Source organism: Hoeflea sp. 108, assembly GCF_000372965.1.
Taxonomy (GTDB): Bacteria; Pseudomonadota; Alphaproteobacteria; order Rhizobiales; family Rhizobiaceae; genus Aminobacter.
The window spans coordinates 1,399,525-1,419,727 of record NZ_KB890024.1 but is presented as its reverse complement, the minus strand read 5'-3'; the positions used below and the strand labels follow the sequence as shown (position 1 = coordinate 1,419,727).

Genomic DNA, 20,203 nt, shown 5'->3' with positions numbered 1-20,203 from the left:
CCTAGGCCTTCATTCCGCCGATAACAAGCCAGCTAGACTGACCGTATCTCCACCGCGATCAGGCGAATACTACGGTCGGCCTGAGCGAGGCGACCTCGATCCCGTTCCAGTTCTTCAGGACCGGATTGGCCGCTTCGTTCATCTTGGCTGCCAGCCCGCTGTCGGCGGATACCAACTTGGCCAGCACTGCCGCAATCATGATCTCCGCCGCCCGGCCAGCGCCGTCATCACACTTGAGCGCGATGCCGTAACCGAGTTCCGGCAGCGCGGCACAGTAGACACCTTCAGCGCCGACCTTGACGAAGATTCTTCCAGGGGCAGCCTGCATCAACTCGGTATCCGCCCTTCCGGTTCCGGCCACCATGAAAGGTTCTGCCATGCAGGCCGACATCAGCCGTCTGGCCGCCTTCGCACGCTCGGGAGCGAGGCCCTGGCCGCTGACCATCCGAGCGAATCCTAGCGCCAGGTTCTTCAGCGGAACGGCGAAAGTCGGGATAGAGCAGCCGTCGATGCCCATGTTCGTCTCGTTGTGGGGAGCACCGGTAACCGCCTCCATCGTTTCACGGATCATCTCCTGAAAACGGTGCTCGGGCCGCACATAGCCGAGATGATTGATGCCGAGGTGATGACAGGTGCAAACGAAGCCGGCGTGCTTGCCCGAGCAATTGTTGTGCAAGGCGCTCGGGGCCGCACCGCTTCGGGCAAGGTCGACAGTGGCGTTCTGGCTTGAGGGCCAATGCGCACCGCATTCCAGAGCGTCGGGTCCGAGACCGGCCTTCGCAAGCATCGCCTTGGCGAGCTCGGCATGGGCGGGTTCGCCCGAATGCGAGGCGCAAGCGATCGCCAGTTCGCGTTCGCCGAAACCGTAGGCGTCGGCCGCACCGCTCTCGACAAAGGGCAGCGCCTGGATCGCCTTCACTGCCGAGCGCGGGAAAACCGGCATGTCGGCGTCGCCGGCAGCAAAGACCGTCGTGCCGTCGGCATCGACGACGACCACCGCACCGCGATGTGCGCTTTCGACGAGTTGGCCGCGCAGGACCTCGACCAGAACCGGATTTGTCATTGTGGGGAAGCCTTCGTGCACCTGCGGGGGATCAATCGTCCGTCGACGGCGACCAGCCTATCAGACCAGCCAATCTCATGGACGGGCAATCGATAGCCCAGAGGCAAGGAATCCGCCATCCACCGCAAGTGTGTGACCGTTCACATAGCTGGCCTCTGATGACAGCAGGAAGGCGACCGCGGCAGCAACCTCCTCAGGCTCGCCATAGCGCCCTTGCGGGACAAGCCTGGGTTCGACCCGGCCATTGCCGACGCCGTCCGCCCCCGTGAAGCCGGTGGCAACCGCATTGATGCGAACACCGCGATTGCCGCATTCCAGCGCCAGGACCTCGGACATCAGCTTGAGCCCCGCCTGGGACGCTGCCGTTGCCAGTTGGCCGTGGTGGGCACGCAAACCGGCAACCGAGCCGACGCTCACCACCGACAACGACGCGCCCATGCGCTCCAGCGCAGCCTTCGCCGCGATGAAGGGCGCGACGAGATTGACCTCCAGCGCCTCGCGCAATGTCTCGGCGCTGGTGTCCTCGACGGATGCGTTTCGAGCAAAGCCGGCCATCGAGACGAGCCCACCGATCAGGCCGAGCCGGTCGACCACCTCGTCGAAGGCTTCTGCCATATTGTCCTCGTCAGTAGGGTCGGCCTCGATGAACACGACTTCGTCGTTGTCGATCTGGTCCTCCGCCGCTTCAAGCGCGCCGCCGTCGTCATCGATGACAGCCACCGGCCATCCATCCGCGATCAGGCGCTCGGCCACTGCAAGGCCGACGCCCGACGCACCGCCGATGACCACGGCGGAATGCCTCATCTGATGCGGTCCAGGATCGACACGTAGTTGGCGACCGCGGCACCGCCCATGTTGAAGATGCCGCCGAGCTTGGCATCCTTGACCTGGATACCGCCGGCCTCGCCTGCAAGCTGCATTGCGGTCAACACATGCATCGAAACGCCGGTCGCGCCGATCGGATGACCCTTGGCCTTGAGCCCGCCCGAGGGATTCACCGGCAGGCGGCCGTCTTTGGCGGTGATGCCTTCCATGGCGATACGGGCACCCTCGCCGCGCGGCGCAAGCCCCATCGCCTCGTATTCGATCAGTTCGGCGATGGTGAAGCAGTCATGCGTCTCGACAAAGGACAGGTCGTCGAGCGACACGCCGGCCGACTTCAGCGCCTTGTTCCACGCGACCTCGCAGCCTTCGAACTGCAGGATGTCGCGCTTCGACATCGGCAGGAAGTCCTGCACATGCTCATTGGCGCGGAAGGCGATCGCGCGGCGCATGGCCAACGCCGTCGTGCTGTCGGTCAGCACCAAGGCTGCCGCGCCGTCGGAGACCAGCGAACAATCGGTGCGCTTCAGCGGTCCGGCGACGAAGGGGTTCTTTTCGCTTTCCTGACGGCAGAAATCGAAGCCGAAATCCTTGCGCATCTGGGCATAAGGATTGTCGACGCCGTTCTTGTGATTCTTGGCGGCAATCATCGCCAGGGCGTCGGACTGGTCACCATAGCGCTGGAAATAGGCCTGGGCGATCTTGCCGAACACACCGGCAAAACCAGCCGGGGTGTCGCCCTCCTCGGGCAGATATGACGCGCGCAAAAGGTTTTTGCCGATTTCCGGTCCCGGCGTCGTGGTCATCTGCTCGGCGCCGACCACCAGCACGATGCGCTGGCCGGAATTCACCGCGCGAATGCCCTGGCGCACCGCCGCCGAACCCGTGGCGCAGGCGTTCTCGACGCGCGTCGCCGGCTTGAAGCGCAGACGGTCATCGGCCTGCAGCACGAGGCTCGCGGTAAAATCCTGTGCGGAGAAGCCGGCGTTGAAGTGGCCGAGCACGATCTCGTCGACGTCGTCAGGCCCGATGCCGGCATGAGCCATCGCCTCGTTGGCAACCTGTGTAATCAGGCTTTCCAGCGTCTCGCCTTCCAGCTTGCCGAAGCGCGAATGCGCCCAGCCCACGATGCATGCGGTCATCTTCGTCTCCATCGGCGGTTCACATGTTGCGCCATTTGCCGGGCGATTCCAACGCCCTTCAATTCCGTTCAAATATGAACAGTTTTCGGCGACTTTCAATGGCCCAGATGGGGGTTCCATGGCGCATTCGAGACGAGATGCGCCGTGTTTTTTATTGATTGACGAGTCAATTAAAAATACCCTGAAGACCGGAGGAGACTGGATGCCCAAGGTCGGAATGGAGCCGCTGCGCCGCAAGGCGCTGATCGACGCGACGATCTCGGCGATCGGCGAACGCGGCAGCCTCGACGTGACCATGTCAGAGATCGCCGGCCGCGCCGGCGTTTCGTCTGCGCTTGCCCACCACTATTTCGGTGCCAAGGACGAGCTGCTCGCCGCCACCATGCGGCACCTCCTGTCCGAACTTCTGACCGACACGACTTCGGCACTGCGTGTCGCCGAGACACCGCGTGCCCGTGTTTCAGCTGTCATTGCGGTCAATTTCTCGGACAAGCAGTTTCAGTCGGAGACAATCGCCGCCTGGCTCGCCTTCTATGTCGAGGCGCAGAAGTCGCCGGCACTTCGCCGCCTGCTGCGGATCTATGCCCATCGCCTGCACTCGAATCTGATGAGCGGTCTTACCCGCCTGCTGCCACGTCATGAGGCAGAGCGCGTCGCCGAAGCGACAGCGGCCATGATCGACGGGCTCTACATTCGCCGGGCCCTGCGCGACGGCATACCCAATGCGGCGTCCGCCATCGCACTGGTCGAAGACTATCTCGAAGCCAAGCTCTCGCAGGCGGGCAACGCATGAAGACCACGCAGCCCAACATCCTCATCGTCATGGTCGACCAGCTGGCCGGCACGTTCTTCCCTGACGGTCCGGCCGACTTCCTGCACGTACCACATCTCAAGGCACTCGCCGCGCGTTCGGCGCGCTTTGCAAACAATTACACCGCCTCGCCGCTCTGCGCGCCGGGCCGTGCCGCCTTCATGTCGGGGCAATTGCCGTCGCGCACCGGCGTCTATGACAACGCCGCAGAATTCGCCTCGTCCATCCCGACCTTCGCCCACCATCTGCGCGCCGCCGGCTATCATACGGTGCTGTCAGGCAAGATGCATTTCGTCGGGCCTGACCAGCTTCACGGCTTCGAGGAGCGGCTGACGACCGATATCTATCCCGCCGATTTCGGCTGGACGCCCGACTATCGCAAGCCAGGCGAACGCATCGACTGGTGGTACCACAATCTCGGCTCGGTCACCGGCGCGGGCACGGCCGAGATCAGCAACCAGATGGAGTATGACGACGAGGTCGCCTTCCTCGCGACCCAGAAGCTCTATGATTTCGCCCGCGTTTCCGACCAGGCCGAGCATCGCCCGTGGTGCCTTACCGTCTCCTTCACCCACCCGCACGACCCCTATGTCGCCCGTCGCCAGTATTGGGACCTCTACGAAAACTGTCCTGCACTGGATCCCGAAGTCGGCTTCATCCCTGCCGATCAGCAGGACCCGCATTCGCAGCGGCTTTATCTGGCCAGCGACTATGCCAGTTTCGACATCACGCGGGAGCAGGTGCGCCGCTCGCGCCGCGGCTACTTCGCCAACATCTCCTACATCGACGACAAGGTCGGCCAACTGCTGTCGGTGCTTGAGCGCACGCATATGCTCGACGACACCGTCATCCTGTTCTGCTCCGACCATGGCGACATGCTTGGCGAGCGCGGCCTGTGGTTCAAGATGTGCTTCTACGAGGGCTCGGCCCGTGTCCCGCTGATGGTCGCCGGGAAGAGCCTGCCATCCGGGTTGATCGAGGCGCCGACCTCTAACCTCGACATCCTGCCGACACTGTGCGACCTAGCCGGCATTGACCTTTCCGATATCGCTCCCTGGACCGACGGCCAGTCGCTGCTGCCGCTGGCACAAGGGGAGCAACGCGCCGTCCCGGTGCTCATGGAATACGCGGCCGAAGGCTCCTACGCACCGCTCGTCGCCATCCGCGACGGCCGTTTCAAGTTCGTCCACTGCGAGATCGACCCGCCGCAACTGTTTGATCTGGAATCGGATCCCCAGGAGCTCAGCAACCTCGCCGCCGACCCCACCCGTGCCGGTCTGGTGGCAAGCTTCATGGCGAAGGTCCGCGCCCGCTGGGACATGGCGGCCTTCGACGCGGCCGTGCGCGAAAGTCAGGCGCGCCGCTGGGTGATCTACCCCGCGCTGCGCAACGGCGCGTACTACCCATGGGATTTCCAGCCGCTGCAGAAGGCATCCGAGCGCTACATGCGCAACCATATGGACCTCAACGTGCTCGAAGAGAGCAAGCGCTTCCCGAGGGGTGAATGATGAGCACTAAGGTTCCAGGCCTCGACCGGCTTCGCCAGGCCTATGCCGAGACATCGAAGGCAACGCAGCTGACACCGCTGCTCGAATCCGCCGTCCTCGCCCGCGAGACCGGTGCGTCGCGTGTCTTCGTCAAGGCCGAGTCGCTGCAATGGGCCGGGTCGTTCAAGGCGCGCGGCGCCTATTGGCGGCTGAAGCAGCTCTCGGCAGACGAAGCCGAGCGCGGCGTGGTCGCCTTTTCCTCCGGCAACTTTGCCCAGGGCCTCGCCGCTGCCGGCCAGTCGCTCGACATCCCCGTCACCATCGTCATGCCCATCGACGCCCCCGCCGCCAAGCGCGAAGCGACCAAGGGCTATGGCGCGCGCGTTGTCCTGACCGAGCATGGCGACCGCGCCCGCGAAGAGGTCGCCGCTGCCAGAGCACGCGAAATCTCCGAGACCGAAGGCCTTGTCCTGCTCCACCCGTTCGACGATCCCGAGATCGTCGCTGGCCAGGCCGGCGCCGGCCTTGAAGCGCTCGATCAGTTGGCAACCAAGGGTGTGGGGGCCGACATCGTGCTCTGCCCGGTCGGCGGCGGCGGGCTCATCGGTGGCATCTCGCTTGCCTTCCATCACCTTTCACCATCGACGCAGGTCTTCGCGGTCGAGCCCGAAGGCTTCAACGGCCTGGGCGCCTCGCTGGCCAATGGCGCGGTCTCGGCCGTGCCATTGGCTGAGAATTCAATCTGCGACGGCCTGATGGCGCGCCGGCCGGGCGAAGCGCCCTTCGCAGCGGTCACCACCACCAATGTTCGCGCGCTGACCGTCGACGACGCCTCCGTCCGCCGAGCGATGACCACAGCCTTCGAGCGGCTGAAGCTCGTGCTCGAGCCGTCGGGCGCCTCGTCGCTGGCGGCGCTTCTGGGAGGAAAGGTCGACGTGGCCGGCAAGACCGTGCTCGTCGTCGCAACCGGCGGCAACGTCTCGCTCGCCGATTTTATGGTTCATGTGAACAATGCTTGAAGCAGATTTCGTAATCGTCGGCTCCGGCTCCGCCGGCTCGGCCATGGCCTATCGCCTGTCGGAGGACGGCAAGCACTCGGTGATCGTCATCGAGTACGGCGGCACCGACTTCGGCCCGCTGATCCAGATGCCGTCGGCGCTGTCGATCCCGCTCAACATGAGCCGCTACGACTGGGGCTATTCCAGCGAGCCCGAGCCGCATCTCGGCGGGCGTGTGCTGGCCACCCCGCGCGGAAAAGTGCTCGGCGGCTCGTCCTCGATCAACGGCATGGTCTATGTCCGCGGCCACGCCCACGACTTCGATCACTGGGCCGAACAGGGCGCGACCGGCTGGGGCTATGCCGACGTGCTGCCCTACTTCAAGCGCATGGAGCACTCGAATGGCGGCGAAGAAGGCTGGCGCGGCACCTCGGGTCCGCTCAACGTGCAGCGCGGTCCGCGCAAGAACCCGCTCTACCAGGCCTTTGTCGACGCCGGCCGGCAGGCCGGTTTCGAGCTGACCGAGGACTATAACGGCTCCAAGCAGGAAGGCTTTGGGGCCATGGAGCAGACCATCCATGGCGGGCGCCGCTGGTCGGTCGCCAACGCCTATCTGCGTCCAGCGCTGAAACGCGGAAATGTCCGTGTCGTCAATGGTTTCGCCAGGCGCGTGGTGATCGAGAATCAACGCGCCGTCGGCGTCGAGATCGAAGCTCGCAGGAAGATTCAGGTCGTTAAGGCAAGACGCGAGGTGATCGTCGCTGCCTCCTCGATCAATTCGCCGAAACTTTTGATGCTCTCGGGCATCGGCCCGGCCGAGCACCTGAAGAAGCACGGCATCGCGGTGCGCGCCGACAGGCGCGGCGTCGGCCAGAATCTCCAGGACCATATGGAGCTCTACATCCAGCAGGAATCGACCCAGCCGATCACCCTGCATTCGGTCTTCAATCCGTTCTCCAAGGCGCTGATCGGAGCCGAGTGGCTGCTGTTCAAGACCGGCCTCGGCGCAACCAACCATTTCGAGGCGGCGGCCTTCGTGCGCTCAAAAGCCGGTGTCGATTATCCCGACATCCAGTTCCACTTCCTGCCGGCAGCAGTTCGCTACGACGGCAAGGCGGCGGCCAAGTCGCATGGCTTCCAGGCTCATGTCGGCCCGATGCGGTCGAAGTCGCGCGGCGCGATCACCCTTCGCTCCGATGATCCGTGGGACAAACCCGAGATCCGCTTCAACTACATGTCGCATCCCGACGACTGGGCCGATTTCCGCCACTGCATCCGGCTGACCCGCGAGATATTTGGCCAGTCCGCCTTCGATCCGTTCCGCGGCAGCGAGATTTCGCCAGGCAGCCACGTGCAGTCGGACAAGCAGCTCGACGACTTCATCCGTGAGCACTCCGAAAGCGCCTATCACCCCTGCGGCACCTGCCGCATGGGCCGGGCCGACGATCCGACCAGCGTCGTCGATCCGGAATGCCGGGTGATCGGCGTCGAGGGCCTGCGTGTCGCCGATTCCTCGATCTTCCCGCGCGTGACGAACGGCAATCTCAACGGCCCGTCGATCATGACCGGAGAGAAGGCCGCCGACCACATCCTTGGCCGGACGCCGCTTGCGCCGTCCAACCAGGAGCCGTGGATCAATCCGCGCTGGCAGGTCTCCGACAGATAGAGCATCATCCGGCCAACTCGCCCGGAACATCGAAAATAAACTGGAGCAAACGCATGCGCGCCCAGCCCAAAGCCTCGCATTATGTCAATGGCCGCTACATAGATGATGAACGCGGGGCGCCAATCCCGGTCATCTATCCGGCTACAGGCGAGATCATCGCCGAGTTGCGGTCGGCAACGCAAAACATAGTCGAGCTTGCGCTGGAAGCCGCGCGCGAGGCGCAGCAGGCATGGGCCCGCCTGAAGCCCGTTGAACGCGGCCGCATCCTGCGCCGTGCTTCCGACATCCTGCGTGCCCGCAACGAGGAACTGTCCCGGCTGGAGACCCTCGACACCGGCAAGGCGATCCAGGAAACGCTGGTAGCCGACGCGGCATCCGCCGCCGACTGCCTCGAATATTTCGCCGGGGCGGTCGCAGCCTCTAACGGCGACTATGTCGACCTCGGCGGTCCTTTCGCCTACACCAAGCGCGAGGCGCTCGGCGTCTGTGTCGGCGTCGGCGCCTGGAACTACCCGATCCAGATCGCCGGTTGGAAGTCCGCCCCCGCGCTCGCCATGGGTAACGCCATGGTGTTCAAGCCCTCCGAGAACACCCCTCTCTCGGCACTGGCGCTGGCCGAGATTTACACCGAGGCCGGCCTGCCCGACGGGCTGTTCAATGTCGTCCAGGGTTATGGCGACGTCGGCGCGGCCCTCGCCGCGCATCCAATCGTCGACAAGATCTCGCTCACCGGCTCGGTGCCCACGGGCAAGAAGGTGCTGTCGCTCGCCGGCTCGCACATGAAGCACGCGACGATGGAACTCGGCGGCAAGTCGCCGATCATCGTCTTCGACGACGCCGATCTCGAAAACGCTATCGGCGGTGCCATGCTCGGCAATTTCTACTCGACCGGTCAGGTCTGCTCCAATGGCACGCGGGTCTTCGTCCAGAAGGGCCTGCACGATCGGTTCGTCGAACGTTTGGTCGAACGCACCAAGTCGATCCGCATCGGCGATCCCCTCGACCCCGAGACCCAGATGGGCCCGCTGGTCAGCAAGGTCCAGCACGACAAGGTTCTTGATTACATTGCCGTCGGCATGAATGAGGGGGCGGAGCTGCGCTGCGGCGGCGGCACGCCCTCGCTGCAAGGCTTCGAGGGCGGCTTCTTCGTTGAACCGACCGTTTTCACCGGCGTGAAGGACAACATGCGCATCGCCCGCGAAGAAATCTTCGGCCCGGTGATGAGCGTGCTCTCTTTCGACAGCGAAGACGAGGCGATCGCGCGTGCCAACGACACCGAATTCGGCCTCGCCGCAGGCGTCTTCACCAAAGACATTGTGCGTGGACACCGCGTCATCGGCGAGCTCAAGGCCGGCACCTGCTGGATCAACGCCTACAATCTGACGCCAGTCGAAATCCCCTTCGGCGGCGCCAAGCAGTCGGGCATCGGCCGCGAGAACTCGCTTGCGGCCCTCCAGCATTACTCGCAACTCAAGACTGTTTATGTCGAGACAGGCGACGTCGCGAGCCCGTACTGATCCTAGGTATAGTGGATTGAGGCCTGGAAGCTCTGCTCGGCCTGGATAGCAAAAGCCGGCCAATTGGCCAGCTTTCTGTTGGCTCGAAGTTAGTGCGCGACGTCTTCGGTCTTATCGAGATACTGCGTGAGCGCCGTCACCAGGTGATAGAAGATGCTGGCCGGCACTTCCTTGGCCAGCGAGCGGCCGCGCTCGTCGATCTGGTCGATCCACAGGCCCTGCGGCGCCGGATCGATGTGCCAGCGGAACAGGCGGCCGACGCGCGCCTCGATTTCGGGTTTGAGGTCGGGACCGCCGGTGCCGTCGAGAGCAATGGCAGCCTTGATCGCTTCGGTCTGCGGCCAGCTGCGCGAGATGCGGTCCAGCGGCAGGCCCTGCCGCGAAACAGCACCGTAAGCCAGCCCCGTCGCGCGGTTGAGGCCGTTGGCGACAGCCGAGGCATAGAGTTTGCGCCCAAAGGCAACAAGGTCTTTCTGGCCGCTCTTGTCAGCGAAATCGACCAGCAGCGAGGCCCACTCGAAATGGTGACCGGGTTCGGTCCACTGACCCTTCTCACCTGATGCCGGATGCCAGTCGCGGTCGAAGAACTCGCCCAGCGTCCAGCTGTCCACCTCGAAGAAGTGGCTCCGGAACAGATCGATGATACGGGCCGCCCGGCGGAGGTAGGCCCGGTCGCCCGTCACAGCATGCCAGGCGAGGAAAGCCTCCAGCAGGTGCATATGCGGGTTGGAGCGCCGCACGCCCTCGCCATCAGGGCTTTCCATGAAGCCCGTCATGCGCTCGTCCTCGAGGTGCTTGTCGAGGAAAGCGAATGTTTCGGCGGCGAGACCCAGCGCCTCGGCGTTGCCTGAGCGATGCGCATGAGCCAGCGCCAGGAGCACGCAGGCATGGTCATAGGCGTCCTCAACCGGGTCGAGCACGCTGCCGTCGGGGTTCAGCGTCCGCACCCACCCGCCGCGTTCGGTACGGCCCCTCCCGGCCATGAAGCGTATGCCGTGCTCGATGAGCTGGTCGGCCCGGCCGTCCCAGCCGCGCTGCTTGGCGACCGCGAAGGCGTAGACCTGGCGCGCCATGGTGCGCATGCGCTTGGGCTTTGCCAAAGGCCTGGCATCGAAGCCGAGCGCCTCGTAGAAGCCGCCGAACTGCTCGTCGACACCCGATGTCGACCACAGCGGCAAGGTTTCATCCATCAGCCAATGCTGCACGCGCTGGCGCCAGGCGCCGTTGGCGATCACACGGCCATGTGCCGGCGTGAACTTGGTCTCGAGACGGCCGCTCTTTTCAAGCTGCTCGACGATCTTCTTGACGTTCTGGCTATGGCTGACCGGTGCAACGAAGGTCGCATCCGAGGTCGAAACAATGGCGACGTCCTTGAGCCCGATCGCCGAGAGCAACCGTCCATCGCCGCGCAGATAGGAGTTCTCGCAATCGATGGCGACGACGTCGCCGACAATGACATTGCCGTCCTTGTCGGAGGGACTGACGTCGAGCAGCGACTGCCATGAACCGAGATCGTTCCAGCGGAAGCTCGCCGGCACCATGGCGATGCCACTGACGCGCTCCATAATGGCGTAGTCGATCGAGATGGACGGAATGCCCTGATAGAGCTCGAGCGGCATGTAGACGCCCGACAGGTCGCTTGTCGCCGCCTTGAACGCCGCCTCGGCCCTCTCCCAGATCTCCTGATGGTGCTTCAGGAAAGCGTCGCGCATGGCGCTTGCCTTGAACAGAAAGATACCGGCGTTCCAGAAGAAGTTGCCGGCAGCGAGATAGCCTTCGGCGGTCTTGAGGTCCGGCTTCTCGACGAAGCGCGTCACGTCGGAGACGCCGCTGCTCTCCGCACCGGCCTCGATATAGCCGTAACCTGTCTCGGGTGCAGTCGGGCGGATGCCGAACACCACCATGCGGCCGGCTGCAGCTGCCGGCACGCCACGCTCAACGGTTTCCCAGAACTGGCGTTGCGTCGAAATCTCATGATCCGACGGCACGACCAGCACGATGCCGTCGCCATAGGCCGAGATCGTTTGGAGGGCAGCGATAGCTACGGCTGCCGCGGTGTTGCGGCCAGTCGGCTCGAAGATTGCGCCGCCGCCGGCAAGGTCGATTGCGGCAAGGTCGTCGCGCACGCGCGCGGCATGACGCTCGGAGGCGATCAGGTAGATCGGGGTCTCGCCCTCGTCCCGCGCCGCAAGCCGCTTCAGCGTCTTGACCAGCATCGAGCCGTCGCCTGACAGATCATGGAACTGCTTCGGGTTATCCTCGCGAGACAACGGCCAGAGCCTGGAGCCCACGCCGCCGCTCATGACAAAACTGACAATCCTCTCAGTCATGCCCGCTCCTCTCAGAAGGTCTGATTGTAGGCGCCGACAGACGGGTTGCGCCGGAGCACCGCATCTACCGCTTCGAACATCTCGCGCCGACGCTCTGATGAAACCGGGCTTTCCACCACCACGACCAGTTCCGGCTTGTTCGATGAAGCACGCACCAGCCCCCAGGTGCCGTCCTCTGCAACGACGCGAACGCCGTTGACGGTGATGAGATCGACGATCTTCTGGCCGGCGAAGGTCTCGCCATTGCGCTTCATCGCCTCGAAATCGGCAACCACCTTGTCGACGACGCCGTATTTCAGCTCATCATCGCAATGTGGCGACATGGTCGGCGTGCCATAGGTCAGCGGCAGGTCGCGATAGAGATCGGCCATCGACTTGCCGGGGCTGCGATCGAGCATCTGGCACACGGCGATCGCCGTGACGATGCCGTCGTCATAGCCGCGGCCGATTGGCGGGTTGAAGAAGAAGTGACCTGATTTCTCGAAGCCGGCGATCGCGCCAAGTTCGGCAACGCGGCGCTTGAGATAGGAATGGCCAGTCTTCCAATAGTCGGTCTTCGCACCATTGGCGGCCAGCACCTTGTCGGTGTTGAACAGGCCCGTGGACTTCACGTCGACGACGAAGGTCGAGTTTGGATAGAGCGCCGAGATGTCGCGCGCGAGCATGACGCCAACCTTGTCGGCGAAGATCTCGTTGCCCTCGTTGTCGACAACGCCGCAGCGATCGCCGTCACCATCGAAACCAAGCCCGACATCAGCGCCCGTCTCCAGCACCTTGTCCCTGATCGCATGCAGCATCTGCATGTCCTCGGGGTTGGGGTTGTAGCGTGGGAACGAATGGTCGAGCTCGACATCGAGCGGGATGACCTCGCAGCCGATGCGTTCGAGTGCCTCGGGTGCAAACGCACCCGCCGTGCCGTTGCCGCAAGCGGCGACAACCTTCAGCTTCCGGGTGATCCGTTTGCCGCCCACCAGGTCGTCGATGTAGGTCTTGCGGAAATCCGGCACGAACTCGTAGGAGCCGCCGCCGATCAGCTCGAAATCGCCGTTGAGCACAATTTCCCTGAGCGCAGACATCTCGTCCGGGCCGAAGGTCAATGGCCGCTGCGCGCCCATCTTCACGCCGGTCCAGCCGTTCTCGTTGTGCGAGGCAGTCACCATGGCGACCGACGGCGTATCGAGCGCAAACTGGGCGAAGTAGGCCATCGGCGACAATGCCAAGCCGATGTCCTTCACCCGCGCGCCCGCAGCCAGCATGCCCGAGACGAGCGCCAGCTTGATCGACATAGAGTAGGAGCGGAAATCGTGGCCGGTGACGATGTCCGGGCCAGCGCCCAAGCGACGAATCAGCGTACCGATGCCCATGCCCAGCGCCTGCACGCCAATCAGATTGAGCTCCGGCTCCTTGCTTGAACTCGGATGCCCGAACCACCAACGGGCATCATATTCGCGAAATCCCGTCGGCTTGACCAAGGCTTTGGTCTCGAATTCGAATGTATTGGGAGCTGCATGGCCCACGGGCTTGATATTCACTGCTCTACTCCATCGGCGCAAAGGCTGCGCATACACTCTAGTCGGAACCGATTACCGCAAGATTGAGGCGCTGTCCCCTCCCGAAAATGCAGCATAAAGGCGCAAAAGCTCAGCAAGATTACCGACTTGCGAAAAATTGCGCCAGCCGAACCTTTGGTGCTTGCAGTACGCCCAACCGGCAGCTATAAGCCCGCCCACTGGTCACGGAGTGTAGCGCAGCCTGGTAGCGCACATCGTTCGGGACGATGGGGTCGCAGGTTCGAATCCTGCCACTCCGACCAGAAAAATCCCGACATCTTAATACCTTAGCAAGCAGCCTGATCGGAAGGGCTGTTCAGGTCTGTCGCGCTGCGCATCGACGCTGGTGGCGATTGAACGTATTCGCACCGGTTCCGGCTGCCGTCGCGCATTGCATCGTTGCAGAGCCCAATTTCCTCCCCGTTCATTGAGCGTCGCCGCAATCATACAATCGGCCCCGTCTCGCTCTCCTTCCCGGGATCTGACTTAACTTTCAAGTTGCAACTCATTTTACGTGGTTTGTTATCAGTTTCTTGAACTTTCCTTTGTCATCGACCCTCGCCGAAAGTCACATTAGCGAATTGGTAATTCTCGGCGCGCACGCTGTTATCGATATTTGCAATACATGACTTAAATCTGCAGATATCTTGGCATTTGCCAAGAAGGTGGCGCATGAATATATACAATTACTTTGCATACAAACGATCTTACAGGATGGCGGCGTCGCCACCGCAGCGTTTCACGCTTCGCCTGCGGCATATCTCGCGGCTGTTGCGCCCACTCGAATCGGTCTCTTCCAAGCCATTCACGGAACTCATCGAGGCCAGGAGCAATCGGGGCAGATTGCTGCCTCGAAGTCGACCGCCCGATCCCCGTCTCTTTTTCCGAAACACCTCCGGCACGTCGGCAATCGAATTTGCAATCGTCGCGCCGGTGTTCGTCCTGCTGATCTTCGGGATGATTGCCTACGGCATCTATTTCGGCGCCATGCACTCCGTCCAGCAGATGGCAGCCGACGCAGCCCGCACCGCAATTGCGGGTCTCGACCAGACAGAGCGCAAGACGCTTGCGCAGCGCTACATCGATCTCAATGCGGACGGCTACATCTTCATCGACAGAAGCAAGCTCGTCGTCAACGTCCAAGACAGCACCCAGGACAGCGAACAATTCGTGGTCTCGCTCCGCTACGACGCAAGCCAGCTTCCGATATGGAACCTCTTTCCGCTCCTACCGCTGCCGGAAAAGACAATCGCCCGCAGTTCAACCATTCGGGTGGGGGGTATCTGAATGCGTTTCGTGGAAAAACTTCGCGGCTTCCGCCGGTCGACCAAGGGCAACTTCGCGACAATGTTCGCGCTGTGCCTGCCCATCGGCCTCGCCGCTGCGGCATTCGCGGTCGACGAAGGCTCGCTCTATGTCGAGCGCCGCGAGGCTCAATCGCTTACCGACCTGGCCGCCATTTACGGCGCAGCCAACATCTCCAAGGCCGATCTTGCCGTGCTGAAGGTGTTCAGCAACAACGGGCAGAGCGGTGTCAGCCTGACGACGAATTTCGGCGTCCTGCCGACGATGGCAGGCTACACGCAGGTAAGGGTCGAAAAGGGTCGATACACACCGGACCCGACGATCGAGGCAGGCAAACGGTTCGTCGTCGATGCAACGCCCTACAATGCGGTTCGCGTTACATATCGCAAGGACGGCACGATCTACTTCTCCAACCTCGTCACCGGCCAGCGCCAGATCGTGACCACTGCCGTCGCCAGCGCCCCCGCGGAAGCGGCATTCTCCATAGGCTCGCGCCTTGTCAGCGTCGACACACAGCGGAGCGCTCTGCTCAATCCGCTTCTGGGTGGACTGTTGGGAACCAATCTCTCGCTCAAGGCGATGGACTACAACGCCCTGCTGGCAACCGACGTGAACGCCCTGCAGTTCATGGATGCTCTGGCGACAGAGCTCAAGGTGACCGCCGGCACCTATAATGACCTGTTGGCAGCGGACGCGACTGTCGGGCAGATCGTGTCGGCATTGTCAGCGACGACCAAAAACAAGAATGCCAGCGTGGCGTTGGCTCAACTGCTGGGCGCAAAGATTCCAGGCACCCTGAAAGTCCCGCTGTCGCACTTCATCGACCTTGGCCAGGTCGGCAAGCTCGCTCTGGGGCATGGCGCTTCGGCTTTCGACGCCAAGGTTGGCTTGATGGAAATCATCGGGGCCGCCGCAGCCATCGCAAACGGCAAGAACCAGGTGGCTGCGGATATCAATACCGGCATTCCCGGCCTGGTAGCAGTCAAGCTCAATCTGGCGGTCGGCGAGCCCCCACAGGGCGGCACCTGGTTCGCGATAGGCGAGCCCGGCAAGATCATCCGAACTGCCCAGACGCGACTGCAGATAGAAGCCACGGTCGGTGGTGCCGGCGGTTTGCTCGGCGGCGTTCTCGGCGCCACCGTCAAACTGCCCCTGTATGTCGAGGTCGCCTACGCGGAGGGCCAGCTCAAGAGCGTTTCTTGTCCCACCGGCAAGCCGGCCAGCGCTGTTGTGACGGTAGCGGCAAAGCCCGGTATCGCCGAAGTCTGGCTTGGCGAAATCAACCCGGCCGACCTCAGGATTTTCACCAAAGAACCGGTAGTCAGACCGGCGGAACTGGTCAACGTCAACGCAGTCGGATTGATCAAGGTCGAGGTCAGCGGCAGCGCCAATGTCGACATAGGCAACACCACCCCCAAGACCCTGACGTTCAACAAAACCGAAGTCGACAACCGGACCATCAAGTCGGTTTCCACCTCCAACCTCGCCCAGTCGCTGACAGCTTCGTTGATAGGGGGACTGACGCTCAAGGCCGACGTTAGCGTCCTGGGCTTGGGCATCGGCATACTTTTGCCGTCGGAAGCAGCCGTGAAGACGGCCGTCACGAACCTGCTGTCAGGCGTTACCGCACCCGTCGACAATCTGGTCTTCAGCGTACTTACCTTGCTGGGCGTAAAGGTCGGCGAAGCAGATATCCGTGTTCACGGCGTCTCGTGCGGACGTTCCGTCCTCGTGCTTTGATCTTTCGCAGGAAAAGAAAAGCGCCAGCGGTGACCCGCTGGCGCTTTCGTTTTCAGATGCCAGCAGGCGCCGGCTAGACCACCTGGCGGAACTTGGTCTCGTCGATGGCAGCTGCCATCAACGTCTTCGTATAGGCCTCGCGCGGATCGCCAAAGATGGCCTCTGTCAGTCCCTCCTCGACGATCTTTCCCTGCTTCATGACGATGATGTAGTCGGACATCGCCCGCACGACGGCAAGATCGTGGCTGATGAACAGGTAGGACAGGTCGTGGTCGGCCTGCAGCTTGCGCAACAGGTCCACGATCTGCTTCTGCACCGAGCGGTCCAAGGCCGAAGTCGGTTCGTCCAGTACCACCACCTTGGGCTTCAGGATCATTGCCCGGGCAATGGCGATGCGCTGACGCTGACCGCCCGAGAACTCGTGCGGATAGCGATTGCGCGCCGCCGGATCCAGACCGACCTCGCGCAGCGCCTCGACGGCGCGGGCGTCGCGGTCCCTGGCAGAAAGCGACGGCTCGTGCACAAGCAGACCTTCAGTGATGATCTGGCCGACCGTCATACGCGGCGACAACGAGCCGAACGGGTCCTGGAAGACCAGTTGCAACTCGCGGCGCAGCGGCCGCATTTCGCTGCGACCCGCCTTGGACAGGTCGTTGCTGCCGAAGCGGATCGTCCCCTCGCTCGGCAACAGCCTCAACAGCGCGCGGCCAAGTGTCGACTTGCCCGAACCAGACTCGCCGACGATGCCGATGGTCTGGCATCGCTTCAGTGATACCGAGATACGGTCGACCGCCTTGAGCAGCATTGGCGGACCGGAGAGGAAGCCGCCACCGATCTTGAACTCTACCTCGACGTTGCGCCCTTCCAGAAGGATCGGCGCATCGTCTGGCGGCGGCGCCTTCCGGCCTGTCGGCTCTGCCGCCAGCAGCATCTTGGTGTAGTCGTGCTGCGGGTTGGCAAAAAGCTCGTCGGCCTGGCCTTCCTCCACCACCTCACCCGAGCGCATGACATAAACCCGGTCGGCGAAGCGACGGACGATGCCAAGGTCATGGGTGATGAAGACGATGGCCATGCCGAGCTTGCGCTGCAGCTCGGCCAGCAGCACCAGGATTTGCGCCTGGATGGTGACGTCGAGTGCGGTCGTCGGCTCGTCCGCGATCAGGATGTCGGGATTGTTGGCAAGCGCCATGGCAATCATGACACGCTGGCGCTGGCCACCCGACATCTCGTGCGGATAGGACCTCAGGCGCCGCTCCGGATCCGGAATCTTGACCAGTTCGAGCAGCCTGAGCGCCTCGGCGCGGGCCGCCCTGGCGTCGAGGCCCTGATGGCGCCGGATCGGCTCCATCAGCTGGTTGCCGATCGTGTAGAGCGGATCGAGCGAGGTCATCGGCTCCTGGAAGATCATGCTGATCTTGCGACCGCGGATCTTGTTAAGTTCCGACTTGGGCAGACCAAGCAGGTTCTTGCCACGATACTCCACAGCCCCCGTCGCCTCGCCGTTTGAGGCGAGCAGGTTCATCGCCGCCATCATCGTCTGGCTCTTGCCCGAGCCGGACTCGCCCACAACGGCAACGGCCTCACCGGCACCGACGTTGAGGTTGATGCCCTTGACCGCTTCCACCGCGCCATCAAGCGTGCGGAAGCGGACGCGCAGGTCCTTTACCGAAAGGATTGTTTCTCCAGCCATCTCACCTGTCCTTCGGATCGAGCGCATCGCGAAGTCCGTCGCCGATGAAATTCAGCGCGAACAGCGTCGAGACAAGGAAAAACGCGGGGAACAGGAGCAGCCAGTTGGCCGTGCCGATGTTCTTTGCGCCGACGGAAATGAGCACGCCCCAGCTCGTCATCGGCTCCTGGACGCCAAGGCCCAGGAACGACAGGAAGCTCTCGAGGATGATGACCTGCGGAACCAGCAGTGTCATGTAGATGACAACAGGCCCGAGCAGGTTGGGGATGACGTGCCGCTGGACGATGCCCCGCGAGCGGACACCGAGCGCCTCGGCCGCCTGCACATATTCTTGACGCCGGATCGACAGCGCCTGTCCTCGCACGATGCGCGCCATGTCTAGCCATAGGACAGCGCCCACGGCCAGGAACATCAGCACGAAATTTCGCCCGAAGAAGACGACCAGCATGATGACGAAGAAGATGAAGGGCAGCGAATAGAGCACATCGACGATGCGCATCATCACTTCATCGGTCTTGCCGCCCATGAAGCCGGCGGTCGCCCCGTAGACCACGCCAATCACCACTGCGACGAAGCCGGCGAGCAAGCCGATGGCCAGTGAGATACGCCCTGCCATCAAGGTGCGTGAGAGCTGGTCTCTGCCGACATTGTCGGTGCCGAAGAAGAAATACTGCTGCTTGATCGAAGCGCTGACGACCATCGACAGGCCGTCGGCCGACTTGTTCTCCAACTTGCCGTCGTCGAATGTGTCGGAACGGTCGATGTAACGGATGTTCCGCTCATCGATGGGCTTGGTCGAAACAAGCGTCATGAACACACGCTCGTCTTCCTGTTTCCATTCCTTGAGATCGACGCGCATGCGCTTGACCACGTCGTTCAAGGCAGTCTCGATCATATCCGGCTTCGGATATGCCGACAGGCTTGGCGGCGTGCGCACATAGTCCGAATAGATCGTGGTGTACTGGTGCGGCACGAAAAATGGGCCCACCACGCAAACCACGGCTATGGCGATCAAGTAGAACAGGCTGAACATGGCAGCCTTGTTTGCCTTGAGGCGTGCCCACGCATCGCCCCAAAGCGAGCGCCCGACGACGGGCGCCGCGATAGTTGTATCAGTCATAGCGCACCCTCGGATCGAAGAAGGCGTAGAGGACGTCGACGATCAGGTTGAACAAGATCGTAAACAGGGCGATCACGACGACCGTGCCCATGACGAGCGTGTAGTCGCGGTTGAGCGCCGCATCGACGAAGTAGCGGCCAATGCCGGGAATGGCGAAGATCGTCTCGACGATGATCGACCCGGTCAGCAATGCCGCTGCCGCCGGTCCGGCATAGGACACGATGGGAAGGATAGCGCCGCGCAATGCATGCTTGACCACGACCGACCAGTCGGAAAGGCCAAGGGCCCTTGCGGTGCGGATGTGATTGGAGCGCAGGGACTCGATCATCGAACCACGCATCAGACGGGCGACGATGGCAATCTGCGGCAATGACAGCGTGATGATCGGGCCGATCTTGTTGATCAACGCACCATCACCCCAGCCACCGATCGGCAACAGCATCCAGGTCAGTCCGAACAGCAGCTGAATGACGGGAGCCACGACAAAGGTAGGGATGGTGCTACCGGCCGTCGCCACTGCAATGACCGAATAGTCGCCAAGCTTGTTCTGGTTGAGCGCGGCGATCACGCCGAGCACGGTGCCGATCATCAGCGCCAGAACCAGAGCCGAAGCGCCAAGCTGGATGGAGATCGGAAGACCCTTGGCAAACAGCTCTGTGACCGTGAAGTCGGGCAGGTTGTAGCTCGGGCCGAAATTGCCGTGCAGCAGGTTCTTCAGGTAGTTGCCATACTGAAGCCAGAGCGGGTCGTTGAGACCGAACTGCGCTTCAAGGTTTGCTTTGATTTCGGGGCTGAGGCCACGTTCCTGGTTGAAGGGGCCGCCTGGCGCGACACGGATCAGGAAAAAGGCCAGCGTGACGATGACGAACATCGTCGGAATGGCGGTCAATAGCCGCCGGAATACATATAGAAACATTGGACCTACGCCTTCGCAAGTAAGTCGGATCCGCCACCCCCTTTGC

General features: G+C 62.7%; 15 protein-coding genes and 1 tRNA gene. 8 read left to right on the top strand and 8 right to left on the bottom strand.

The features are described 5' to 3' along the window. Positions 1-58 precede the first annotated feature (58 nt). The 3 genes from B015_RS0106890 to B015_RS0106880 all read right to left on the bottom strand — a co-directional run bounded on the left by B015_RS0106890 (position 59) and on the right by B015_RS0106880 (position 3,027). A complete protein-coding gene (locus tag B015_RS0106890; protein ID WP_018426940.1) occupies positions 59-1,063 on the bottom strand; it encodes an asparaginase in 1,005 nt (334 codons plus the stop codon). 75 nt (positions 1,064-1,138) lie between these two features. Next, positions 1,139-1,867, bottom strand: a complete 729-nt coding sequence (locus B015_RS0106885; RefSeq protein WP_018426939.1) for an SDR family oxidoreductase — start codon at positions 1,865-1,867, stop codon at positions 1,139-1,141. Beyond that, a complete protein-coding gene (locus B015_RS0106880; protein WP_026226983.1) occupies positions 1,864-3,027 on the bottom strand; it encodes an acetyl-CoA acetyltransferase in 1,164 nt (387 codons plus the stop codon). The genes B015_RS0106885 and B015_RS0106880 overlap by 4 nt, the downstream gene beginning before the upstream one ends. Positions 3,028-3,229: 202 nt before the next feature. Between B015_RS0106880 and betI the strand changes: the two genes are divergently transcribed. Genes betI through betB form a run of 5 tightly spaced genes read left to right on the top strand, consistent with a single transcriptional unit; the run spans position 3,230 to position 9,506 of the window. After that, positions 3,230-3,820, top strand: a complete 591-nt coding sequence (betI, locus tag B015_RS0106875) for a transcriptional regulator BetI (protein ID WP_018426937.1) — start codon at positions 3,230-3,232, stop codon at positions 3,818-3,820. Then, positions 3,817-5,346 carry a choline-sulfatase gene (gene betC / locus B015_RS0106870; protein ID WP_018426936.1) on the top strand — a complete coding sequence of 510 codons (1,530 nt, stop codon included), beginning with the start codon at positions 3,817-3,819 and terminating at the stop codon, positions 5,344-5,346. Before betI ends, betC begins: the two co-directional genes overlap by 4 nt. Further along, positions 5,343-6,344 carry a threonine/serine dehydratase gene (locus B015_RS0106865; RefSeq protein WP_026226982.1) on the top strand — a complete coding sequence of 334 codons (1,002 nt, stop codon included), beginning with the start codon at positions 5,343-5,345 and terminating at the stop codon, positions 6,342-6,344. Before betC ends, B015_RS0106865 begins: the two co-directional genes overlap by 4 nt. Continuing rightward, a complete protein-coding gene (gene betA / locus B015_RS0106860; RefSeq protein WP_018426934.1) occupies positions 6,337-7,989 on the top strand; it encodes a choline dehydrogenase in 1,653 nt (550 codons plus the stop codon). Before B015_RS0106865 ends, betA begins: the two co-directional genes overlap by 8 nt. A 53-nt stretch (positions 7,990-8,042) precedes the next feature. Then, positions 8,043-9,506 (top strand): betaine-aldehyde dehydrogenase, encoded by a 1,464-nt coding sequence (gene betB, locus B015_RS0106855; protein WP_018426933.1) that lies wholly within the window; start codon positions 8,043-8,045, stop codon positions 9,504-9,506. An 89-nt stretch (positions 9,507-9,595) separates the two neighbouring features. Here the strand turns inward: betB and B015_RS0106850 are convergent, their stop codons facing one another. After that, positions 9,596-11,836 (bottom strand): mannose-1-phosphate guanylyltransferase/mannose-6-phosphate isomerase, encoded by a 2,241-nt coding sequence (locus B015_RS0106850; protein ID WP_026226981.1) that lies wholly within the window; start codon positions 11,834-11,836, stop codon positions 9,596-9,598. A gap of 11 nt (positions 11,837-11,847) precedes the next feature. Beyond that, on the bottom strand, positions 11,848-13,368 hold the full coding sequence (locus B015_RS0106845; RefSeq protein WP_018426931.1) for a phosphomannomutase/phosphoglucomutase: 1,521 nt from the start codon (positions 13,366-13,368) through the stop codon (positions 11,848-11,850). 204 nt (positions 13,369-13,572) lie between these two features. Here B015_RS0106845 and B015_RS0106840 point away from each other — a divergent pair. From B015_RS0106840 to B015_RS0106830, 3 genes are all read left to right on the top strand, one after another. Continuing rightward, a tRNA-Pro gene (locus tag B015_RS0106840) sits at positions 13,573-13,649 on the top strand. A 409-nt stretch (positions 13,650-14,058) separates the two neighbouring features. Beyond that, positions 14,059-14,673 (top strand): TadE/TadG family type IV pilus assembly protein, encoded by a 615-nt coding sequence (locus B015_RS30565; RefSeq protein WP_343122970.1) that lies wholly within the window; start codon positions 14,059-14,061, stop codon positions 14,671-14,673. Next, a complete protein-coding gene (locus B015_RS0106830) occupies positions 14,674-16,431 on the top strand; it encodes a TadG family pilus assembly protein (protein ID WP_018426929.1) in 1,758 nt (585 codons plus the stop codon). Between the two features lie 73 nt (positions 16,432-16,504). On the opposite strand, the gene B015_RS0106825 is transcribed toward B015_RS0106830, so the two are convergent. The 3 genes from B015_RS0106825 to B015_RS0106815 are packed head-to-tail and all read right to left on the bottom strand — an operon-like array spanning position 16,505 to position 20,157. After that, complete coding sequence (locus B015_RS0106825) at positions 16,505-18,121, bottom strand: ABC transporter ATP-binding protein (RefSeq protein WP_018426928.1); 1,617 nt, start codon at positions 18,119-18,121, stop codon at positions 16,505-16,507. A gap of 1 nt (position 18,122) precedes the next feature. After that, positions 18,123-19,241 (bottom strand): ABC transporter permease subunit, encoded by a 1,119-nt coding sequence (locus tag B015_RS0106820; RefSeq protein WP_018426927.1) that lies wholly within the window; start codon positions 19,239-19,241, stop codon positions 18,123-18,125. Beyond that, positions 19,234-20,157 (bottom strand): ABC transporter permease subunit, encoded by a 924-nt coding sequence (locus B015_RS0106815; protein ID WP_026226978.1) that lies wholly within the window; start codon positions 20,155-20,157, stop codon positions 19,234-19,236. Before B015_RS0106815 ends, B015_RS0106820 begins: the two co-directional genes overlap by 8 nt. Between the last annotated feature and the right edge of the window lie 46 nt (positions 20,158-20,203).

What these genes read in the sequence shown, in the direction of transcription:
- B015_RS0106820 (WP_018426927.1), bottom strand. Translation starts at nt 19,241, where the DNA reads ATGACTGATACAACTATCGCGGCGCCCGTCGTCGGGCGCTCGCTTTGG.
- betA (WP_018426934.1), top strand. Translation starts at nt 6,337, where the DNA reads ATGCTTGAAGCAGATTTCGTAATCGTCGGCTCCGGCTCCGCCGGCTCG.
- betI (WP_018426937.1), top strand. Translation starts at nt 3,230, where the DNA reads ATGCCCAAGGTCGGAATGGAGCCGCTGCGCCGCAAGGCGCTGATCGAC.
- B015_RS0106885 (WP_018426939.1), bottom strand. Translation starts at nt 1,867, where the DNA reads ATGAGGCATTCCGCCGTGGTCATCGGCGGTGCGTCGGGCGTCGGCCTT.
- B015_RS0106890 (WP_018426940.1), bottom strand. Translation starts at nt 1,063, where the DNA reads ATGACAAATCCGGTTCTGGTCGAGGTCCTGCGCGGCCAACTCGTCGAA.
- B015_RS30565 (WP_343122970.1), top strand. Translation starts at nt 14,059, where the DNA reads ATGAATATATACAATTACTTTGCATACAAACGATCTTACAGGATGGCG.
- B015_RS0106825 (WP_018426928.1), bottom strand. Translation starts at nt 18,121, where the DNA reads ATGGCTGGAGAAACAATCCTTTCGGTAAAGGACCTGCGCGTCCGCTTC.
- B015_RS0106815 (WP_026226978.1), bottom strand. Translation starts at nt 20,157, where the DNA reads ATGTTTCTATATGTATTCCGGCGGCTATTGACCGCCATTCCGACGATG.
- B015_RS0106880 (WP_026226983.1), bottom strand. Translation starts at nt 3,027, where the DNA reads ATGACCGCATGCATCGTGGGCTGGGCGCATTCGCGCTTCGGCAAGCTG.
- betC (WP_018426936.1), top strand. Translation starts at nt 3,817, where the DNA reads ATGAAGACCACGCAGCCCAACATCCTCATCGTCATGGTCGACCAGCTG.
- B015_RS0106830 (WP_018426929.1), top strand. Translation starts at nt 14,674, where the DNA reads ATGCGTTTCGTGGAAAAACTTCGCGGCTTCCGCCGGTCGACCAAGGGC.
- B015_RS0106850 (WP_026226981.1), bottom strand. Translation starts at nt 11,836, where the DNA reads ATGACTGAGAGGATTGTCAGTTTTGTCATGAGCGGCGGCGTGGGCTCC.
- B015_RS0106865 (WP_026226982.1), top strand. Translation starts at nt 5,343, where the DNA reads ATGATGAGCACTAAGGTTCCAGGCCTCGACCGGCTTCGCCAGGCCTAT.
- betB (WP_018426933.1), top strand. Translation starts at nt 8,043, where the DNA reads ATGCGCGCCCAGCCCAAAGCCTCGCATTATGTCAATGGCCGCTACATA.